The sequence below is a fragment of the Streptomyces sp. NPDC001339 genome, from assembly GCF_042895955.1.
Classification (GTDB): domain Bacteria; phylum Actinomycetota; class Actinomycetes; order Streptomycetales; family Streptomycetaceae; genus Streptomyces.
This window is the reverse complement of the sequence record NZ_JBIAWT010000003.1, coordinates 53073-72824: the sequence shown is the minus strand read 5'-3', so window position 1 is coordinate 72824 and position 19752 is coordinate 53073. Positions and strand designations below refer to the sequence as shown.

Below are 19752 nucleotides of genomic sequence, written 5' to 3'. Positions count from 1 at the left end.
GTGAACTCCTGAGCGTCGTGACGGATCGCCCAGGCGCGCGGCACTGGCCTCGAGTGGCCGAGCCGCTCCCCGGTGGTACTCCACCCAAGCGCCAGTCACGGCTCGCGCCCACTGTATCGAACGCCCGCGCCTCAGGCACCGCCGCTGTGGCCGGGGGCGGGGATCGGCGGTGTGGTGGGGGTGGTCGCCTCCCACTGGCTGAGGATGCCGTCCCAGTCATGGGACGCGGCGATGCCGGCGGGGTCCCAGGCGGCAGTGGCCATGGCGGGAGCGGTCACGGCAGGGGAGGTGTGCTGCTGCCCTTCGTAGGCCTGGTAGTCCGGGTAACCCTGATGTCCCTGATAGCCCTGGTAACTCTGGTGGTTCTGATAGCTCTGATGGTTCTGATAGCTGTGGTGATTCTGGTGGGCCTGCTGGCCGGAAGTGTCCGGGTAGCCGTAGTGGCTCTGGCTCTGGTACGGCTGCTGTCGCCAGGACTCGTGGTCGTACTGCTCGCGCTGCGACTGCGCCCCATACGGCTCCCGCTGCGGCTGCGCAGGTCTCTCGCGCCACGCCGGATAGCCGGTGTCGGTCTGGGAGGACGGCTGGAGTGTGGCCATCCGGCGGTGCCGGCCGATGCCACCCGGCGGCGCGGGCTGGGTGGTGCGGGTCTCCTGGGACAGTTGCTGGGCGCGGGCCACCAGGAGCCGGACGTCCAGGCCGAGTTCGGTGGCGAGGGCGGTGAGGTCGACTCCGGTGTGCCAGCTGCTCATCAGGACGGCGTCCAGGGCGGGCGCCCAGGCAGAGTCCGTAAGGGGCGACGCGCCGGCCGAACCGGCGGCGAGCGGGCCGGCCATGGCCTGCCCCGCGGCCTGTCCGACTCCGGTCTGACCGACTCCGGCCTGACCGGCCCCGACATGCCCGACTCCGGCCTGTCCGACCCCGGTCTGACCGGCGGCCGGCTGGGCCATCGGGTGGTTCGGGTGGGCCATCGCCTGCTGCGCGGCCGTCGGGTGCCCGGACGTCTGGGGCGTGGGGGGCACGGCGGAGGGAACCGCGGTCTGCTGCGGAACGTGGGGCGCGGCCGGCTCGCGCACCGGGGCCTGCTCGGCCGGGTGCTCGCGCACGGCCGCCTGCTCACGCGGCTGGGAGAGCAGGCTCTTGGCGACCGCACGGGCGTCGTCCTTGCCCACCGTACGGCGGGCCAGGCGGACTTCACGTTCGTCCAGGCCGAGAAGGTCCGCCACGACCGCGTCGCTGCCGACGGTCACGGCGAAGGCGGCCAGGGTCCGCGAGCGGCGGGCCTCGGCCTCGTCGAGGAGTCCCTGCGTCCGGCGGACCTCTTCATCGCTGCTGCAAAACGCCTGTGCGAGTACCGCGTGGCGCTCCCACAACTCCCTCGGTTCCATGACTGCGACAACGTTCATTCGTCCGGATTGAACCGCTTATCGAGCATAGATCACTGCATGAGGTGATATTCGCGGGAGTTATGCCCTCACCTTCGGGACGTATGTCCCCACCTTAGGGACGAATGTACGGGGAGCCTCAAATATACGCAGTTATGCCCAGTGACCCTGAGCCCGGACTATCGTTTCTAGGGCCATGAGCGCCCCCACCTCCGGCACTGTCGCAGGTCATGGACAGACCTTCCTCCCCCGCCCCGGGGTCATCCCCCGGTGGATCACCTCCGAGGTTGCCAGGCAGACCCCGTTGTACGCGGCGCTGGTACGGCGCTGGACCGAGCGGGACGCCACGGTTCCCGGGGTCGCCGACCCCGAGTGGCAGCGACTGGTCTCCTACCACCGCCTGATGGAGGAGACCGAGACCGCACTCGCCGCCCTCCGGCCGCACCGCGCACCCGATGTACTGCCACCCCGCACACACATCCCGGTCCCGGCCGCACGTTCGGCCCCGCCTGGACGCCTCAGCCGCCCCACGACGACCGGCCCCGGAGCCTGACGGCCGCTCCGCACCCCACCCACCCCGCGCCCCACCCCGCGTAGTTGCGGGCTCGGCCAGAGGCGCGGTTCACGGGCTGCGGAACCTCCGCTTCAGGCGCTTCAGGTCGTGCGCGGGCCCCCGGAGCCGTCGGCTGTGCCTGTGCTCATCGCATCGGCGTACAGCTCCTCGATCAGCTGGACGACGGCTTCCGGCTCGCGCAGCGTCGGGTAGTGGTCGGAGGTGGCCAGCCGGATCAGGCGGCAGCGGGGGATCCGGTCCGCCATCTCCTCGTTGCAGCGCACCACTTCCGGCTGGTCCAGCTCCCCCAGTGCCAGCAGCGCGGGCGAGGTGACCTCGCCGAGCCGGTCGAAGGCGGGGGCGTCCGCCTCCTGGTGGCCGACGCTGCTGAACCAGGCGGGCAGTACGCCGCGGAGCTGGGCGGCCGCGACCGGATCGGCCTCGGGGGTACCGCCTCCGGCCCGTCCCCACAGGCCCAGCCCGAGCCGGACGACGCCCTCCATATCGCCGACCGTGGCCAGCCTGCCCACCTCTTCGTAGAACCCGGACGGCAGCAGCCCGTCGAACCCCGTGACCCCAGGCACGAAGAGCGCGAGCCCCGCCACCCGGTCCGGGGCCTCCAGAGCCAGGCTGATCGAGGTGGCGCCACCCATGCTGGAGCCCACCAGCACCGCGCGGGCCAGCCCGAAGTGGTCGAGGACCGCGGCGAGATCCCCGGCCGGGGAATAGGCGGCGGTGGGCGCGGGCGAACGGCCGAAGCCACGGGCGTCGTAGCGGATCACCCGGTGCCGCGCGGTCAGCGCCGGGAGCACGGGGTCCCAGATCGTCGAGTCCCCGACACCTGGGTGGAGCAGGACCAGCGACAGCCCGTCCCCTCCCGAATCCTCCGCCCAGAGCTCCCCGTTGCTGACAGACACGAAAGTTTCCACGTTCTTCAGTCTGGTTCAACGGTACGGGCCCCACCAGCAGGATCCCGGCCGTGCCGCCGCCACGGACCGGGGCACAGCGGCCCGGGCCCGCCCCGACGCCCCATGTCATCGCGAAGTGCCTTCCTGCACCGTCCGATCCACCCGCCTCAGGGCGGCGCAACCCCGCACGGCATGATGTCCGGATGAGCGATCGCAAGGAACTGCCGGAAGCAGTGGACGCGACATCCCTGCTCGCCCTGGCCAACGGCCACCATGACCGCACCGTAAGGGCGTTGGGCACTCGCGAGGCCGCCGGCCATCTGGTGAAGATGTACGCCATCGAGGCGCCGGGCCGCGCCGTAACGGACCAGGACGCGACAGCGGCACTGCGGATCGCCGGAGCCCATCTGGAACTTGGGCACGTCCGAGGAACACTCGGACTCGCCGTCGTGATCCTGCACGCGGGTGGCGACGGCGACTACGTCCTCGTCTCCAGCTGGATCGAAGGCTATATGTCCGACCTGGCAGTCTTCGTCGGTCCGGCGGGACGGCCGGACCAACTGCGGCCCGGCCGGGTGGGGCTCGCGCCCTGCGTCTGGGAAGCCGCCGTTCTGGCCCATGAGCGCGACGCTTTCGTGCGCCATGTCCTCGACGGCGTGGGACTGTTGGGAGATCGGCTCGCTGCGTGGGGCGCTGATGTCACTGAGGGCAGTGTCCGATGAGGAAGGCCGGCGCGACCGGTGAAGAGTCTGCGGCGCCGATCGGTCGGCCTCCAGCTCGAGCATGAGGTGGTTGGCGTCATCAGCTGCACGGCGGGCCGGGACGGTCTCATGGCCTCCGCCACCTTGGGCGCTTCACAGCTCTTCGATCCGGAACGCGCTTCCATTGCGCGGACCGAGGCTGGCCATGACCTCCACATGCGGTGACGCTTCGGATATCGAGAACTCCTTGCTCGCCTCGGCGAGCCGCGCACCCTTTTGCCCACGATATCGGAAATACACGCTCATACAGTGTGAGCCGGGATCCACTCCGATCTTCGAAGTTCCCCATTGCGCAGCGCATTCGCGACCATCGACCTCAACTACCGGCTTCGTCATCAGGTGATGGAACCACGCCGCAATGGGGGACGGTTTGACGTGAACTTCTATAACCGCCTTTTGATCCGCCATGTATGGATGCTAAATGCCACGCCCAGCGTGATCAATCGTTTCTCGGAGGAACGGCTACCGGACAGGGGGGTCCAGGTGCGCCGGCTCGAGGTCGCCACGATCGACTTCGAGGCCGCCTGATGCACGTTTTACCCTTTTATCAGAGGGTATGTCGTAACCTAATGGCAGGAGGCCCACGATGGCCCGGATCACGCTTCGCGACCCCGTCACGATGACCCCACGCGAGCGGGAGCTTTACGACCTGTTCCCCATCAACCTGGTACGGGCGATGCTTGTCGCCGACCCCGATATCACAGAGGCTTTCCTGCGCCAGGGCAACGCACTGCAGAATTCGGCACTGAGCCCCGTCCTGCGGGAACTCACCATCCTGCGGGTCGCCGCCCTTACCGGCTGCGACTATGAGCGCCACCACCATTCGCCGCGGGCGAAACAGGTGGGGGCATCGGACAAGGAAATCTCCGCGGTCACGGCCGGCGACCTCTCCGCACTCGACCCCACGCAGGCCGCGCTGTTGCGCTACGCCGAGGAATGCGTGACCAAGGGGAAGGCCGACGTGGAAACCTTCGAGGCCGCCCGCACCGCGCTGGGTGATAGCGGTGTGGCGACCGCCACGATGCTCATCGGCCACTACGTCCTGAACGCGATCTTTGCGGAAAACCTGGAAGTCGACATCGACCAGCAGCCACCCGACTGGTCCCAGGCTGACAAGAAGAGCCGGTCGCCCGCCGACGAAGCCGCCTCCGGCGGGCGCGTCAGCCACTCGTCGTAGGCGCGCCCCCTACGACCGTGACGGCCAGATCAGCGCCTGGGCGACGATGACGCTCTCACCGTTGAAGGTGACGGCGGGGCCACCGTGCAGTTCGTAGCCAAGGTCCACCATCTCGCTCACACGCTGGCAGAACGAGGCGTCGTCCGGACCTGTCAGGACTCGGTAGATGGGCAATCCGTCTGGTGGTGTGCTCATGAGAACAAGGATCGCAGGTTCGAGCATCTGTGTGCGTACGTGTACACATGCGGTCCGACGAAGCCTGGCCCTACTGCTGCTTGGACATCCGAAACGCCAGGAAACTCGGAACCACGCTCACGGTTCCTGGCTGCGACGGTTGCCGACCGCGGCCTGCGCTCACGGTTGCCGGCTGCGGCAGGATCGCTCCATTTCGGCCAGGAACGCTTGAATCGGTGGTGTTTCGGCTCCCCGCACAGTGGCAACCGCGACAGTGCGTGTGACTGCCGGTCGACAGGGGATCAGCTGGACTCCTTCGGGAGTGTGGGCGGCGGCCATACGGGGGACGAGCGCCACGGCGAGGGATGCGGCAACGAGCTGTAACTGGGTGGCGTAGTCGGCGACGCAGTAGCGGACGCTCGCCCGGTTCTCTTCGAAGCGGTGCAGCAACCGGATGAGGGCTTCGTGGGCGTCGCTGCCCGGAGGGCAACTCGTCCAGACCTCTCCGCGCAGTGCGGTGAGCGGTACGGAGGCCAGGTGGGCGAGCGGGTGCTCGGTGGGGACGGCGACGAGGGCATCCTCGAGGACCAGGGTGCTCGTCGCGATCCCGGGCGGGGTGCGGGCGGGAGCGTGGGTCCAGCTCTCCATGACGACGGCGTCGAGCTGACCGGCGTGCAACGCCGGGATCATCTGGGCGGCTTCACCGTCACTCACCTCGGGCTCCAGGCGTGGGTGCCTGTCGGTCAGGCTCTGGAGGACGCGGGGCACCACGGAACGCAGTGCGGAGGCGACGGCCCCGATGCGCAGTGGGCCGACGACCAGGCCACCGAGGTTGGTGAGGTCGAGTTCCGCGCGTGCCGCCGCGTCGACCATCGCTTGGGCGGAGGCCGCCAGGACCCGCCCGGCGTGGGTGAGGCGGATGCCTCGCCCATCGGGTTCCACCAGGGAGCAACCGGCCTCCTTCTCCAGTCTGTGCAGGTGCTGGGAAACGGCCGGCCCGGTGATGTGCAGCGTTTCCGCCGCAGCGCGGACGGAGCCGTGCCGCGCCACGGCCGCGAACACACGAAGCCTGTCCCACGTCAACACGTAAGCCTCACTACCGAGTTTCACGAAGCAACAGTAAGTAGTGTTGCCTAACTGTAGGTGGCATCGTGAGGCGCGTGGAAGCAACATCAACGAATCGGCCCTCCGACCGCTCCGCCGGCCACCCTGACCGGGGCACCGGGCCGCGTCCGCTGACCGGCGGGGCACTCCTGGTTGTCGGCGGCGCTGCGTGCCTGTCCGCTTCGGCGATGTTCGTCAAGCTTGCCGACACCAATCCGGGGACGGCCGCCTTCCTGCGCTGCGCCGTCGCTCTGGTGGTCCTCGCCCCGATGGCGTGGTACGAGATCCGCCGCCACGGCGCCCTGCCGTACAAGCTGTGCGGCCTTGCCGTTCTCGCGGGACTCTTTCTCGGCCTCGACTATGTGATGTGGACCGTCAGCATCATGGACATCGGGGCGGCCATCTCCACGGTGCTGATCAATGTGCAGGTCATCGCCTTCCCCGTACTGGCCCGGATCTTCAGCGGAACCCACATTCCACGTCGCTTCCTCTACGCCAGCCCGCTGATGCTGGCGGGAATCGCCCTGGCGGCAGGAGTCCTGGACCACAGCGCCGATGTGCGTGCGCCCGTGCGCGGAGCGGTTCTGGGCGTCGCTGCGGGCGTGGCCTACGCGGGGTACCTGTATCTGATCCGCCTGTCCGGTCAGCGTTCACCGCGCCACCTTGTGACGCCGGTCGGAACCTCCACCGCGTCGGCCGCCGCCGCATCAGGGCTCATCAGTCTGGTCACCACGGGACTGCCACTGGCCATTTCCGCCCCTTCGTGGGGCTGGATCATTGCTCTGGCTCTGTTGGGGCAGGTGGCGGCGTGGCTGCTGATCAGCAAGGGCAGCTCGCAGCTCGCCCCCAACGCCTCTGCCGCGCTGTTGCTGCTGCAACCGGTCATGGCGATCGCGCTCGGGCTGCTCATCCTGCGCGAAACCCCTACGGCCAGCCAGTTGGCCGGCTGCGCTCTGGTCATCGGTGCGGTCTGGTTCGCCAACCGCGCCCCGGCACCGTCCTCCGCATCGTGAACGGACCGATTCCCCCACTGAATGACCGTGCGTCACCAAGTGCACCTGCCGGAAAAGGCCGTTGGAGGGTCGGACGGCCACTTACCGAAGGGAACCACACGTCATGGATCAACCCGCACCCACGGATGACGATGATCACGGGCTGATTTCTCCCATTACGCTGCCTCGTGACGGCCATGCGCCGGGAAACGTCAGCGGGCCCGACGAGTACGACAGTTACTTTCGCATCCGCCATGCCGACACTTCCCCGACCGCATGGGCCCACCACGTGCTGTCGGTGACCTCGAGCGTCACCGACGACCTGCCCGCCACGAGCCTCGATCAGGAAGAACGGGCAGACCTGCTGGACGGAATCGCGCTACTACTGCAGCACACCGTGCGGCTCACGGCTGCTGAGCCACAACGGTGATCCTCTATGAGGGAGCCGTGGACAGCACATGTTACTTTCGACCGAACACCGGACAGCCATCCGCAGATGGAAGCTCGGGCACCATGTTTTCCATCTGCACCTGACAGTGATGAACACTCACCTCACTGCACTGCAAAGGGCCATGGCCGACGCGGACTGGGACACGGTCCGGCACCTGCTGAATACACTGACCCGCCTGTACCGGGCCGCGACGGCGTGTATGCGTTATGCGTCCGACTTCCCCAAGCCTGCCTACGACGGCCTCCTACGGCCGTCCATGGCACCTCCGTGGGTCAGCCCCGGTTTCTCCGGCAAATTCAACAGCGACCATGAGCGGATGCTGCGACTGCTCAAGACGGTACGTGGCCCGCTGAAGAAAGCCGCCCGCACAGGGACCGCCCCCGCCGATGTCCAGGACGCCGCGCGCCGGCTGTGGCAGGAACAGTCGCGGAACCGAGCCCATCACAAACTCATCTGCGAGAAGTTCGTACCCGGCGGCACCTCCCTGTTGCAGGACTACTTCGCCGGCAGTTCGTGACATCGCTCGCTCCAAGGAGACCGATAATGACGTTCACCGTGGTGGAAACCTGGTACCTGAACGATGAGGCGGCGAAGAACGCCACCGCGACGATGCAGGCCATCGACGATGCCCTCGGCGACAACGCACATCACCATCCGGGGTGGAACGGCCACGCCACCTTTCTCCAGGACGGCGCGGACCCCCGCATCATCACGTGGATCTACCCGTGGCGCAGCGCGCACGATCACAAGACTCTCCTGGTGAGCGAGGAGAGTCTCGTGGAGCCGCTGATCGCCAAGTACTGCACCCGCCCGCGTGTCATTCGCTATGCGCATGAACTGCCCGTGGAGGTCGAGCATGACCACCACTGACCACGAGCACGAGCGCGCCCTGGGCGACTGGACCCCGCAGCAACTGGAGGACAACGGGCACGCTCTCCTGGCATACCTGCGCGAGCACTTCGAAACGCTTCGTTCCCAGCCCGTGACCACGAGGAAATCGGCACAGGACATACGCGCACAGATCCATGAACCCCTGCCCACCGACCCGCAGCCCTTTCCCGATGTCCTCCGCCAGACCTGGCAGGACGTCACACCGAATCTCACGCACTGGAACCACCCGCGTTTCCACGCCTACTTCTCCAACAGCTCCAGTGGCCCCGCCATCCTCGGCGAAATGGCCACCGCCGCGTTGAACGTCAACGTCATGCTCTGGGACTCGGCGCCGGCCGCTGCCGCCGTGGAAATGACGGTGCTGGAGTGGCTTGCCGATATGCTCGCCTATCCGCGTGGCGGCGACGCCGTACTGGTCGACGGAGCCTCGCTGGCCACGTTGTACGCCCTGGCCGCGGCCCGCGAGCGCCTCACGGACCTCGATATACGCAATCGCGGCCTCGCCGCCGCACCCCCACTGCGGGTCTATGCGTCGGACCAGACCCACAGCAGTATCGACAAGGCCGCCATCACACTGGGTATCGGACTGGACAATGTCGTCCGGATTCCCGCCACGGCCGACGGCACACTCGCCCCCTCGGCCCTGGACGCCGCCATTCGCCGTGACACGCGCGCCGGCCACCGTCCACTCGCCGTCGTCGCCAACATCGGAAGCACGTCCACAGGATCCATCGACCCGCTGGAAGACATCGCGCGCGTCTGCGACGGACACGACCTGTGGCTGCATGCGGACGCCGCCTACGGTGGGTTCTGGCGCCTGGCCGGACAGGTACGCCCCCACCTGCCGGATCTTTCCGTCGCCGACTCCGTGGTCGCCAACCCGCACAAGGTGCTGCTGTGCCCGATGGAGGCCAGCGCCCTGCTGTGCCGCCATACCGATGCACTGACCAATGCCTTCCGCCTCGTCCCCGAGTACCTCAGCACGCGGCACGAGGACGGCAGCGTCGACTTCATGAACTACTCACTGCAACTCGGCCGGCAGTTCCGCGCCCTGAAACTGTGGTGGATCATCAAGTCCTTCGGGATGCGCGGGATATGCGACCGTCTCGAGGCGGCTGCCGACCTCGCGGACCATCTGCGCAAGGCGGCCGGGAACGCCCCTCACTGGCAGGTGGTGAACCCCTCCACTCCCCTGCCCCTGGTCTGTCTGCGCTATGCCCCGCCGCACCTGACCGGCGAACAGGTCGACGAGATCAACCAACGCATTCACCGCCAGATCAACGCCCGCGGCAGCTCATACGTCTCGCACACCGTGCTGGAGTGCGGTTACGTCATCCGCGTCTCGATCGGCAACATCCACACCCGCGGCGACGACATCGACGCGCTGTGGCACGAGCTGACCACCGCCGCAGCGACCGCGCAGGAAGGGACGCAGGGATGAACGCCGTCACCGCTGCCACGCCGGCCGACCCGAGCACCTTCGGTGAGCGTCTGGGCGTCCACTACGCCGTCGGACGCTGGTCCTCGGTCAACGACGATCTGCCCTGGACGCCCAGCCCTCGCTCGGTCCCCTGCATGTGGCGCTACCGCAACCTGCGGCCGTTCGCCATCGAGGCGGCCGAGTTCGTCAAGGGCGACGCCGCCGCACTCCGTGTCATCACCCATCTCAATCCCGCGCACCGTGACTACGAAGCGGCCTGCGGACACCTGTACTCCGGGCTACAGGTCCTCAAGCCGCACGAGTCCATGACCTGCCACCGCCACGCGGCCTCCGCCATCCGCTTCGTCCACGAAGGGCAGGGCGGGTGGACCGCGGTCAACGGCGACCGCATATCCGTGAACCCCGGTGACGTGGTCGTCACACCGAGCCGACTGTGGCACGAGCACGGCAACGACGCCGACGACGGCTTGGTGATCTGGCAGGACTGCACCAACGATCCACTGGTGAACACCCTCGGAGCGAACTTCTTCGAACTCCATCCCGCGGGCACCCACCTGGACCCGGCACGCCGCGTCGACACCCTCGCCACCTGGGGCGGCCTGCTGCTGCCCGACACCCGCAGCAGACAAGAGACCTCACCGCTCCACGCCTACCCGTGGGACAAGTGCCATGAAGCCCTGACCACCGCGGCGCGGGCCGGGCACCACTCCCCGTACGACGGGACCATCCTGGAATACACCAACCCGGCAACGGGCGGCCCGGCCGCCTCGACCATCGGCTGCACACTCCAGCTGCTCCAGCCCGGCGAGCGGACCACAACACACCGCCACACCGGCTCCGTTGTCCATGTCGTCGCACGCGGCGAAGGCACCACCACCATCAACGGAACCGACTTCGAGTGGTCAACCGGTGACACCCTCTGCGTCCCGTCGTGGGCGTGGCACTCCCACACCAACCGCCAGTCCCGCGACGAAGCGGTGCTGTTCTCCTACAACGAGTTCCCCCTCATGGACAGACTCGGCCTGTACGTCGAAGAGGCATACACCGAAGGGGCACACACCGAAGGGGCCGACGTCGAAGAGGCATACGCCGAAGAGGCAGCAGCCGGTCAACAGCCCTGACACCGCCCCGTGGTGGCGGTCCACCGGCCCCCACGAACGAACCGCCACCACCCCACCCGTGAGGTGAGTAGCCATGCCTTCCGTCCTCATCCTTCTTTCCGCCGCCACCACCCTTCGCCTCACCGACGGAAGCACCCGCTCCGTCGGGTTCTGGCCCGAAGAACTCACCGAACCCCACCGTGAGTTCACCCACGCCGGCCTCGACATCACCCTCGCCACTCCGGGCGGCGCACCCGCCGTCCCCGACCCGGCCGGGTTCACCCCCGAAGGCACCGGCGCACCAGCGGACCGCTGCGACGAACTCCGCCACGCCGTAGAAAGACTCCAACCACATCTGAAGGCACCGGAGCCCCTGGAAAACCTCACCGCGGGCCGATTCGACGCCGTGTTCCTCCCCGGCGGCTACGCGCCCATGATCGACCTGTACGGGGAACCGGCCTGCGGCACACTCCTCACCGACTTCCACCGCGCCGGCAAACCCATGGCCGCCGTCTGCCACGCTCCCGCCGCCCTGCTGTCCTGCGCAAGCCCCGACGGACACTGGCCCTTCGCGGGGTACCGCATGACCGCCTTCACCGACGCCGAGGAAGAAGACCTGGGACTGCTGCGCACCCTGCCGTGGACGGCGGAACGGGCCCTTACCCAGCGCGGAGCACACTTCCTTGCCGGCCCACAGGCATGGGGCGAGCACATCGTCCACGACCGGCAACTCCTCACCGGACAGAATCCGGCCTCCGCCGCCCCCCTTGCGCGCCGACTGGTCGCTCTGCTGTAACCGGCGGGTCGCTCCGCCGCTCCGCCGCTCAGCATCGGCAGAGCGGCGGAGCGGCACCGGGTCTCCGGCTCGGGTCACTGCACGGGGACCTTACGGGACGCGGACCTTGTGGACGGTGGTGTCGTCGGGGTCGAGCCTTCGCCCGTCCGCGGACAGCACTTCCAGTGCGCGCAGGCGATGTCCCTGTCGGCGGTCGACCAACTGTGAGTGTGGTTCGCCGGGTTCGAAGAAGTGCTGTTCGCCCCACTGCCGCAGCGCCACGATGACGGGGAAGAGCGCCTTGCCCTTCGGAGTCAGTACGTACTCGCGGTAGGCGCTGCCGTCCGAGGCGGGGACGGATTCGAGGACACCGCCGGCGACCAGGCTGCGCAGACGCGCGGTGAGGATGTTCTTGGCCACGCCGAGGCTGCGCTGGAACTCCCCGAAGCGCCGGCTTCCGTCGAAGGCGTCCCGCACGATCAGCAGGGACCACCAGTCGCCGATCGCGTCCACCGACCGGGCAACGGGACATTCACTGTCGTCGAAGCGTGTCCTGGTCACCATGGCGTCCCTCGCTCTCACGCGCTCTACGCACTCTCACTCCCACCCTCACGGTGGTTGCAACATGCTACCCAAGGAGTTACCGTCACGCCGGTAGCAACTTGAAACCAGAGTGTGGGGGGAGAACTGCTGATGCCCGGCAACGATGAGGCCGTGACACGACGGACCGAGGCCCGAAGCGGGGAGAGACCCGCGTCCGCTCTGTCCCGTGGCGTCGTCATACTGTTCGCCGTCGCCTGCGGGGCCGCGGTGGCCAACGTCTACTTCTCCCAGCCGCTCCTGGTGACCATGGGTCATGACCTCGCCATGAGCCCGGCACTCGTCGGCAGCGTGGTCACCCTCACGCAGGTCGGATACGGGCTGGGACTCTTCTTCCTCGTGCCGCTGGGCGACGTGGCCGACCGCAGACGGCTCATCGTGGCCCAGTTACTGCTCCTGGCGGTGGCACTGACCGTGGTGGCCGCCGCCCGCACGGCGGCGATTCTGCTCGCGGGCATGGCCGCGACAGGGCTTCTCGCGGTCGTCACACAGACGCTGGTGGCCTTCGCGGCATCACTGGCCCCTCCCGCCGGGCGCGGACGGGTCGTCGGTCTGGTCACCAGCGGCGTGGTCATCGGCATCCTGCTCGCCCGCACCATATCCGGCCTCATGGCCGATCTCGCGGGCTGGCGCTCCGTCTACCTCGCCTCGGCGTCGCTCACCACCCTGCTCGCTCTGATCCTGTACCGAGTGCTGCCGCGCCCCAGCGACGCTCCGCCGCCGACCCTGCGCTACGGGCAGCTCCTGCGCTCCACGATCACCCTGTTCGCGCGGGAACGGCTGCTGCGGCTCCGGGCCCTGTTCGGTCTGCTGGTCTTCGCCGCCTTCAGCACCCTGTGGAGCAGCGTCGCGCTGCCGCTCAGCGAGGCCCCGTACTTCCTGTCCCACAGCGCGATCGGGGCGCTGGGGCTGATCGGTGTCGCCGGCGCCCTGGCCGCGACCGTGGCGGGCCGCCTGAACGACCGCGGACTCTCCCGGCGTACCACCGGCATCGCCCTGGCAATGCTCGCCGCCTCGTGGCTGCCCCTGGCCTTCACCCGCAGCTCGCTCTGGGCCCTGTTCGTCGGCGTGATCCTTCTCGACCTCGCCGTGCAGGCGGTCCACGTCACCAATCAGACCCTGATCTACACGCTGCACCCGGACGCGGGCAGCCGGCTGATCGGCGGCTACATGATCTTCTACTCCCTCGGCAGCGCCACCGGCGCCATCACCGCGACCTTCCTCTACACGGTGGCCGGCTGGGGCGCCGTATGCGCCCTGGGTGCCGCGTTCAGTTGCCTCGGTCTCGCGCTGTGGGCGTGCACGCGACGCAGCACCCCGGCGTAGTGGCGGCGATACGCGGCCGTCACCACGTCGAGGGCGGTGTGGGCGGATTTCCGCCGTCAGTGCGGTCGTCAGCGCAGCGTGTACCCGCCGTCCGGGTAGAGGGTGGAGCCGGTCATATAGCGGTTGGTGAAGAGGAACAGCACAGCATGGGCGATCTCGTCCTCGGTGCCGAGTCGGTGCAGCAGGGTGTCCCTGCGGTACTGGGCGAAACTGGCCTCCCGGTCCCGCTCGGGCCGCTGGGCCCAGAGATTGCCGTCCACCGTGCCCGGGGAGACCACGTTGACACGTATGGGGGCGAGTTCGACGGCCAGTCCCCGGCCGAGTCCCTCTACGGCGGCGTTGCAGGCGGCGTAGGCGGGTGCGGGTGCCGGCGGCCTTGCCCCCGCGGCGCCGGACATCAGCACGACCGAGCCGTCCTCCGGCATCAACGGCGCCGCATGCTTGACGACCTGGTACTGCCCCCAGAATTTGGAGGTGAAGGGGCTGGCCGCGTCCGCGTCGCTCAACTCCAGCATCGGGCCGACCCGGTACGACGCGGCCGAGGTGAAGACATGGTCGACACGCTCGAGCGCACCGAAGAAGGCGGCCACGGACTCGGGGTCCGCCACATCGACGGTCCGCCAACTGGCGGCGCTGCCAAGGCCTTTGGCTGCGGCCTCCAGCGTGGACGGCGTACGGCCGCCCAGTACGACCTGGGCACCGGCCGCGGTCGCCTGATGGGCGACCCGGAGCCCTATGCCCGAGCCGCCGCCGATCAGGGCGACGACCCTTCCGTGCAGTTCACCGGAGCGGGCGGGCGGGTGCGACATCAGCGGTCCTCTTCCACGTACGGAGACACGATCACTTCGACCACTTCGATCACTTCGACCGTCCTGATCGCCTTGGTCACGAAGTCCCAACACCTCCTGCCTCCCGAACATTCCGGGTCCGCCGCGCCATGATGCAGGGAGTGTGGCTACATCATGGCCGATGACAGATGCCCGATGACCGACTGACCGATGACCACGGAGGCTCCCCCGATGTCGAAACCACCGCTTCCCGAAGCTGCCGTCACCATGCTGAGCAAGCCCAACCCCGCCGTCATCAGCACCCTGCGGGCGGACGGCCAGCCGGTGTCCACAGCCACCTGGTACCTCTGGGACGACGGCCGTGTACTGGTGAACATGGACGAGGGACGTAAGCGGCTGGAGCACCTCCGCAACGACCCCCGGGTCACGCTCACCGTCCTTGAGGACGGCAACTGGTATACGCACCTCAGCGTCGTCGGGCGGGTCACGGAGCTGCGGGACGACGAAGGGCTGACCGACATCGACCGGCTGGCCCGGCACTACCTGGGCACGCCGTATCCCCGGCGGAACCGCCGCCGGGTCAGCGCCTGGATCGAGATCGACCGCTGGCACGGCTGGGGTTCCCTGAAGGACAGCGAACAGGCCTGAGAGCCAACGGGCCGAGCGGTCCGCCGACCCATCGGCCGACGGGCCGGCAGACCACTCGGCCGGCTTCGCGACCGGGTCAGCCGGCGGTACGGCTCTGCTGGAGCAGAGCGGCCACGCCGGCCACGTCGTTCGCGATGTGCAGGACGTCGTGGGCATCGGTGTGGGACGTCGCGGCACCGTTCACTCCGGCGAAGAACACCTCGTACGTCCCCTTGCCGGTCTCCAGATATCCGGCCATCGTCTCGGCGCCCACCGCCAGCCGTTCGTTGAGTGCGTCACCGCCCGCCACGGTGCCTGTCTTGGCGAAGACCTTGCCGCGTGACGGGCAGTCACGGCAGGAGTCGGCGAGGGTCCCGTCGATGCCCAGAACCGGCAGCGACTCGCGGAAGCGCCGGGCGTCAGGGGTGTGCTGCCAGTACGTCAGGATCTGCGCCACGGCCCGGGGTGTGGCCCGGTTGGCCGGGTTGCCGCCCCGGCCGTCGGCGAGTTGTACGGCCCGGCCGTCCACCCTCGCACCGTTCAGGAATGCGGCGAGCACGGGGAAGCCGTCCTCGCAGTCGGCGCTTCGTACGCGCGTCGCCATCAGGCAGATCCCGAGGTTCGCGCCGAGGTTGTGGCTCACCTTGAGGACGAGCTTGGCGTACTCGGCGTACGGCGGGGAGGTGTAGCGGGCGACCACGCGTGCGCCCCGATAGGAGGCAGGCAGCCGGCCGGCCGGGTTGGGGCCGACGGCGTTCCCCCGGACCTCGACCCCGGCCCGTTTCAGCGCCTCGATCATCGCCGTCCGCCCGAAGGCCTGAGGGTCTTTGACACGGGACACCCGCAGGACGGGGGCGGAGCCCTCGGCGATGGTGCCGGAGAGCCGGATCCGGGTGCCGTCCGCGGAGGTGGTGACGTGGATGTCGGTGGGTTCGCCCGCCGCGACGGTGCGTACGGTCGAGGTGACGCGGTACGGCGCGACTTTCGGACGCACGCTCAGTGCGGCGGGGGCACCCGCGCGGCTGCCGGGCGAGGTCAGCAGGTCGATGACGTTGTCGTTGACGATGAGTGGGGTGGGCGCCGGATCGAGTGCCGGGTCGGGCCGGAACAGCCGGGCGTCGATGATCACGTCGCCGTGGACCCGCCGGATGCCCGCGGCCCGCACCTGCCGGGCGAGCTGGTCGAGGCCGGCCAGCGGGTTCTGCGGGGTGAGGGTGGCGCCGGGGATGTCATTGGCGTGGGTGTGGTCGATGGCGGTGAAGTCGAGAGTGCCGTCCTTGCGGGTTCGGCCACCGAGGCTGAGGTCGCCTTGTGCGACCAGGTCCAGATCGCCGTCGAGCGTTCCGTTACGGACCTTCCCGACGGCGTGCACCGGGGTGACGAAGCGGTGGTCGCCCCCGAGGGTGTGCCAAGTGCCGCTGACGCCGAAGAGTTTGGCCGCCGATCCGGGGATGAAGAACTGGTCGGCGTGCTGGGACTGGGTGACCTCGCCCGTCTGCGGGTTCTGCTGGAACAGCCCCCACTGGGCGTGCCGGTACTCGGGCTTCCGCATGATCGTCTCGACGCCTGGGTCGAGGGACGGGTGGAGGTGTGGCGCGCCGTGGTCGTGCGTCGTCGGCGAGGAAGGTGCCGACTGGACGAGGCTGGTGACGACGGCGCCGACGGCCAGCAGAACGGCCACGGACCGGAAGGTACGGAGGGTGCGTGGCGGGGTCCGGTGGCCTACGGATGTGGTTGACATAGGGACTCGGCTCCACGGCGGGCGGATCTCATGCGACGGCTGCCCTGGCGGCCGGTGCGACGGACCCATGGGCGGGTGCGACGGTCTCGTTCGGCGGGCGCGACGGCCTCGCTGGCGAGTGCGACGGCTTCATTGGCGGGCGCGACGGCCTCACGGACCGATCGTTGTCCGGGGGCCGATCGTTGCCCTGGGGCCGCCACTTGACGGGACGTCTTCGGGCGCGCGGCCGTTGCCGGACCCCGTACGCACACGGCAGTGGGCCCGGGACGGTTCCCCCGGGCCCACTGTGGGACTGCCTGATGACTGTCAGATGAGGCCGAGCAGCCCGAGGCCGAGGAGGCCTTCCTTGCCCAGGCCGTAGTAGCCGGATTCGCCGGGGGCGCGCATGTCGCCTTCGCCGCCGCCCTCACGGCCGCCACCCTCGCCGCCGTCACGGCCACCGTCGTCGTCCCGGCCGCCGCCGTTGTCACGGCCGTCCTTGCCCTTGGCGTGGCTGTCCTTGCCCTTCCCCTTGCCCTTGCCCTTCCCCTTGTCCTTGTCCTTGTCCTTGCTGTTGTCACGGCCGTCGTCGTCGTAGCCGTCCTGGACATCACGGCTCTTGCTGTTCTTGTGCGGGGTGCTGTGCTGACCCGTGTCGCACTGCGAGAAGCACTGCGCGGTGCCGGGAGCCGCGGCCGCGGCAGTGGCGGCGCCCGCCGGCACCACCAGGGCAGCGGCGGTCAGACCGGCCACCGCGAGACCGTGAGGGATCGAACGGAGCATGTTTCCACCTTCACTCGACTCTGCAGAAAAGGGATATTCTCTGCCATGGCGACGATAAAGTGGCTTTTCGCGACCGGGCTGAGACCCGCCGTGGAGTCACCGGAACGCAGCACGCGCCATCCCGGCCCATGCCGCCGCCACACCCCGATCCGCACCCGAACCTCACTCCGAAACCTCACTCCGGCCCGCACTCCAGACCACGCTCCGGTCCACCCCGCTCACTCCGCTCACCCGCGCAGCCCGCCGCCCCCTTCACCACCCGGCGTCGCCCTTGCCGACGGGCTCTCCCTCGGGATGCGCCGGCAGGCTGTCCAGGAGGTTCTCCAGGGCGCCCACGACGAGCGCGCAGACCGCGTCCGGGTCCGCGCTCGCCAGTGGCTCCTTGGCGACGACCACCCGCATCAGACCGATGCCCAGCAGCCAGGACAGCGCCAGGTCGGCGCGGAGTCCGCCGTCGTCGGACCGGGAGAGCGTGGCGAGGACGTCCGCGTACTCCGCCCCCAGCCCCCGCAGCGCCTCCGCGATCTCGTCGCTGCCGCCGACAGAGCGCAGACACACCTCCAGCGACCGGTCGGCGCCCTCGCCGCCGGCCAGCATGCCGCGCAGTGCGACCTCGAACAGCCGCTCGGCGGGCGTGGTGCGCAGCTGCTCCTGTCCGCCACGCGCCATCACCTCCCCGAACAGCGCCTTCTTCGAACCGAAGTAACGGAACAGCAGGGCCTGATTGGCGCCGGCCCGGGAGGCGATGTCCCGTACCGTCGCCCGCTCGTATCCGCGCTCCGCGAACAGCTCCGAGGCCGCGTCGAGCAACCGCATGCGGGTGCCCTGGGCGTCCCGGCGATGGGCATGCGCCGTGCCGTACTGCGGGGTCTCCTCCACCGTCACCGTCTTGTCACGCTCCTCTCCTTCGGCCCGTCACCATGACGACCGTAATACGCCGTTGACCATCCCACGGTGAGCGGCCTACCTTATGTAAGCAGGTGCTTACACGAGGGAGGTCGCCGTGACCACAGCCGACACAGCACCCCTGTCCTACCCCTTCAATGTCGCCGAGAGCATCGAGCTCTCCGACGAGTACGAGCGGGCCCGGAACCGCCCGGGGCTGCTGAAAGTACAGATGGCGTACGGAGAGCCCGCCTGGCTCGCCACCCGCTACGCCGAGGCCCGGTTCGTCCTCGGCGATGCCCGCTTCAGCCGCGCCGAGGCAACCCAGCACGACGAGCCCCGGGCATCCGCGGGCCAGCGCGACAGCGGCATCCTGAGCATGGACCCGCCCGACCATACGAGGCTGCGCTCCCTGGTCGCCAAGGCCTTCACGGTCCGTCAGGTCGAGAAACTCCGGCCGCAGGTCAAGGAGCTGACGCACGGACTCCTCGACGAGCTCGCGGCGGCAGGTCCGCCCGTCGATCTGGTGGACCGCTACGCGCTGCCCATCCCCGTCGCGGTGATCTGCCGGCTGCTCGGCGTACCGACCGAGGACCGGCCGCGCTTCCGGGTATGGAGCGATGCCGCCCTGTCGACGAGCTCCCTCACCGCCGAGGAGTTCGACGCCAACCAGGAAGAACTCCGCGCCTATATGGGGAAGTTGATCGAGGAGCACCGACGCGCGCCGCAGGATGATCTGATGACGGCGCTCATCGATGCCCGGGACGTGGGCGACCGCCTCTCCGAGCTCGAACTCGTCGACCTGTGCATCGGCATCCTGGTCGCGGGCCATGAAACCACCGCCACCGCGATACCCAACTTCGTCCTCGCCCTGATGGATCACCCGGATCAGCTGGCGCTGCTGCGCGAGCGGCCCGAGCTGATCGGCGGCGCGGTGGAGGAGTTACTCCGGTTCGTCCCACTGGGCAGCGGCGCGGCCCAGCCCCGCTATGCCACGGAGGACGTCGAGGTCGGCGGCACGCTCGTACGGGCCGGGACGCCCGTCCTGGTAGCCGTGGGCGCCGCCAACCGCGACGCACTGCGCTTCGACTCCCCCGGCACCCTGAACATCTCCCGGGCGGGCAACCAGCACCTCGGCTTCGGCCACGGCGTCCATCACTGCCTGGGAGCCCCGCTCGCCCGACTGGAACTCCAGGAGGCACTCGGCGCGCTGATCACCCGGTTCCCGACGCTCCATCTGGCCGGCGACATCGAGTGGAAGAGCCAGATGCTGGTGCGTGGCCCACGGGTCATGCCGGTGGGGTGGTGAAC

Annotated in this window: 23 protein-coding genes and 1 riboswitch; of the genes, 13 read left to right on the top strand and 10 right to left on the bottom strand. The window is 68.9% G+C overall.

Annotation, left to right across the window (positions count from 1 at the left end; genetic code table 11):
- Nucleotides 1-20: 20 nt before the first annotated feature.
- A riboswitch (ZMP/ZTP riboswitch) is annotated at nt 21-109 on the bottom strand.
- 22 nt (nt 110-131) lie between these two features.
- Nucleotides 132-1406: a hypothetical protein gene (locus tag ACFY12_RS09370; RefSeq protein WP_390715165.1), complete on the bottom strand. Its 1275-nt coding sequence runs from the start codon at nt 1404-1406 to the stop codon at nt 132-134.
- Between the two features lie 175 nt (nt 1407-1581).
- Here ACFY12_RS09370 and ACFY12_RS09365 point away from each other — a divergent pair, with 175 nt between their 5' ends.
- Entirely contained in the window at nt 1582-1938 is a 357-nt protein-coding gene (locus ACFY12_RS09365) for a hypothetical protein (protein ID WP_390715164.1), read from the top strand.
- Nucleotides 1939-2039: 101 nt separating this feature from the next.
- Here ACFY12_RS09365 and ACFY12_RS09360 read toward each other — a convergent pair whose 3' ends face one another.
- Nucleotides 2040-2855, bottom strand: coding sequence for an alpha/beta fold hydrolase (locus ACFY12_RS09360; RefSeq protein ID WP_390715163.1), 816 nt, complete (start codon nt 2853-2855; stop codon nt 2040-2042).
- Nucleotides 2856-3049: 194 nt separating this feature from the next.
- Here ACFY12_RS09360 and ACFY12_RS09355 point away from each other — a divergent pair, with 194 nt between their 5' ends.
- Complete coding sequence (locus tag ACFY12_RS09355; RefSeq protein ID WP_390715162.1) at nt 3050-3568, top strand: hypothetical protein; 519 nt, start codon at nt 3050-3052, stop codon at nt 3566-3568.
- 132 nt (nt 3569-3700) lie between these two features.
- Here ACFY12_RS09355 and ACFY12_RS09350 read toward each other — a convergent pair whose 3' ends face one another.
- The gene (locus ACFY12_RS09350) at nt 3701-4015 is read right to left on the bottom strand and encodes a hypothetical protein (RefSeq protein ID WP_390715161.1); all 315 of its coding nucleotides are present in this window, start codon (nt 4013-4015) and stop codon (nt 3701-3703) included.
- Between the two features lie 178 nt (nt 4016-4193).
- On the opposite strand from ACFY12_RS09350, the gene ACFY12_RS09345 reads away from it, so the two are divergent.
- Nucleotides 4194-4784, top strand: coding sequence for a carboxymuconolactone decarboxylase family protein (locus ACFY12_RS09345; RefSeq protein WP_390715160.1), 591 nt, complete (start codon nt 4194-4196; stop codon nt 4782-4784).
- A gap of 9 nt (nt 4785-4793) precedes the next feature.
- On the opposite strand, the gene ACFY12_RS09340 is transcribed toward ACFY12_RS09345, so the two are convergent.
- Both ACFY12_RS09340 and ACFY12_RS09335 read right to left on the bottom strand, forming a co-directional pair.
- A complete protein-coding gene (locus ACFY12_RS09340; protein ID WP_390715159.1) occupies nt 4794-4979 on the bottom strand; it encodes a DUF1737 domain-containing protein in 186 nt (61 codons plus the stop codon).
- A gap of 159 nt (nt 4980-5138) precedes the next feature.
- Entirely contained in the window at nt 5139-6068 is a 930-nt protein-coding gene (locus ACFY12_RS09335) for a LysR family transcriptional regulator (RefSeq protein WP_390715158.1), read from the bottom strand.
- A 50-nt stretch (nt 6069-6118) separates the two neighbouring features.
- Between ACFY12_RS09335 and ACFY12_RS09330 the strand changes: the two genes are divergently transcribed.
- The 7 genes from ACFY12_RS09330 (at nt 6119) to ACFY12_RS09300 (ending at nt 11733) form a co-directional block, all read left to right on the top strand.
- Nucleotides 6119-7075 (top strand): DMT family transporter, encoded by a 957-nt coding sequence (locus ACFY12_RS09330; protein WP_390715157.1) that lies wholly within the window; start codon nt 6119-6121, stop codon nt 7073-7075.
- A gap of 103 nt (nt 7076-7178) precedes the next feature.
- The gene (locus tag ACFY12_RS09325; protein WP_390715156.1) at nt 7179-7484 is read left to right on the top strand and encodes a hypothetical protein; all 306 of its coding nucleotides are present in this window, start codon (nt 7179-7181) and stop codon (nt 7482-7484) included.
- A 109-nt stretch (nt 7485-7593) separates the two neighbouring features.
- Nucleotides 7594-8022 (top strand): hypothetical protein, encoded by a 429-nt coding sequence (locus ACFY12_RS09320; RefSeq protein ID WP_390715155.1) that lies wholly within the window; start codon nt 7594-7596, stop codon nt 8020-8022.
- A 26-nt stretch (nt 8023-8048) separates the two neighbouring features.
- Nucleotides 8049-8375: a hypothetical protein gene (locus tag ACFY12_RS09315; protein ID WP_390715154.1), complete on the top strand. Its 327-nt coding sequence runs from the start codon at nt 8049-8051 to the stop codon at nt 8373-8375.
- Entirely contained in the window at nt 8362-9837 is a 1476-nt protein-coding gene (locus ACFY12_RS09310) for a pyridoxal phosphate-dependent decarboxylase family protein (protein WP_390715153.1), read from the top strand. Before ACFY12_RS09315 ends, ACFY12_RS09310 begins: the two co-directional genes overlap by 14 nt.
- Nucleotides 9834-10958: a cupin domain-containing protein gene (locus tag ACFY12_RS09305; protein WP_390715152.1), complete on the top strand. Its 1125-nt coding sequence runs from the start codon at nt 9834-9836 to the stop codon at nt 10956-10958. Before ACFY12_RS09310 ends, ACFY12_RS09305 begins: the two co-directional genes overlap by 4 nt.
- A 73-nt stretch (nt 10959-11031) precedes the next feature.
- Nucleotides 11032-11733: a type 1 glutamine amidotransferase domain-containing protein gene (locus ACFY12_RS09300; protein ID WP_390715151.1), complete on the top strand. Its 702-nt coding sequence runs from the start codon at nt 11032-11034 to the stop codon at nt 11731-11733.
- A 90-nt stretch (nt 11734-11823) separates the two neighbouring features.
- Here the strand turns inward: ACFY12_RS09300 and ACFY12_RS09295 are convergent, their stop codons facing one another.
- A complete protein-coding gene (locus ACFY12_RS09295; RefSeq protein WP_390715150.1) occupies nt 11824-12276 on the bottom strand; it encodes a winged helix-turn-helix transcriptional regulator in 453 nt (150 codons plus the stop codon).
- A gap of 129 nt (nt 12277-12405) precedes the next feature.
- Between ACFY12_RS09295 and ACFY12_RS09290 the strand changes: the two genes are divergently transcribed.
- Complete coding sequence (locus tag ACFY12_RS09290; RefSeq protein WP_390715149.1) at nt 12406-13638, top strand: MFS transporter; 1233 nt, start codon at nt 12406-12408, stop codon at nt 13636-13638.
- Between the two features lie 68 nt (nt 13639-13706).
- Here the strand turns inward: ACFY12_RS09290 and ACFY12_RS09285 are convergent, their stop codons facing one another.
- Nucleotides 13707-14447 carry an SDR family oxidoreductase gene (locus ACFY12_RS09285; protein WP_390715148.1) on the bottom strand — a complete coding sequence of 247 codons (741 nt, stop codon included), beginning with the start codon at nt 14445-14447 and terminating at the stop codon, nt 13707-13709.
- 210 nt (nt 14448-14657) lie between these two features.
- Between ACFY12_RS09285 and ACFY12_RS09280 the strand changes: the two genes are divergently transcribed.
- On the top strand, nt 14658-15074 hold the full coding sequence (locus ACFY12_RS09280) for a PPOX class F420-dependent oxidoreductase (protein WP_390715147.1): 417 nt from the start codon (nt 14658-14660) through the stop codon (nt 15072-15074).
- Between the two features lie 76 nt (nt 15075-15150).
- Here ACFY12_RS09280 and dacB read toward each other — a convergent pair whose 3' ends face one another.
- The 3 genes from dacB to ACFY12_RS09265 form a co-directional block, all read right to left on the bottom strand.
- On the bottom strand, nt 15151-16734 hold the full coding sequence (dacB, locus tag ACFY12_RS09275; RefSeq protein ID WP_390715146.1) for a D-alanyl-D-alanine carboxypeptidase/D-alanyl-D-alanine-endopeptidase: 1584 nt from the start codon (nt 16732-16734) through the stop codon (nt 15151-15153).
- A gap of 366 nt (nt 16735-17100) precedes the next feature.
- Complete coding sequence (locus tag ACFY12_RS09270) at nt 17101-17556, bottom strand: hypothetical protein (RefSeq protein ID WP_390715145.1); 456 nt, start codon at nt 17554-17556, stop codon at nt 17101-17103.
- Between the two features lie 252 nt (nt 17557-17808).
- Entirely contained in the window at nt 17809-18372 is a 564-nt protein-coding gene (locus ACFY12_RS09265; RefSeq protein WP_390715686.1) for a TetR/AcrR family transcriptional regulator, read from the bottom strand.
- 187 nt (nt 18373-18559) lie between these two features.
- On the opposite strand from ACFY12_RS09265, the gene ACFY12_RS09260 reads away from it, so the two are divergent.
- Nucleotides 18560-19750 carry a cytochrome P450 gene (locus tag ACFY12_RS09260; RefSeq protein WP_390715144.1) on the top strand — a complete coding sequence of 397 codons (1191 nt, stop codon included), beginning with the start codon at nt 18560-18562 and terminating at the stop codon, nt 19748-19750.
- Nucleotides 19751-19752: the final 2 nt, after the last annotated feature.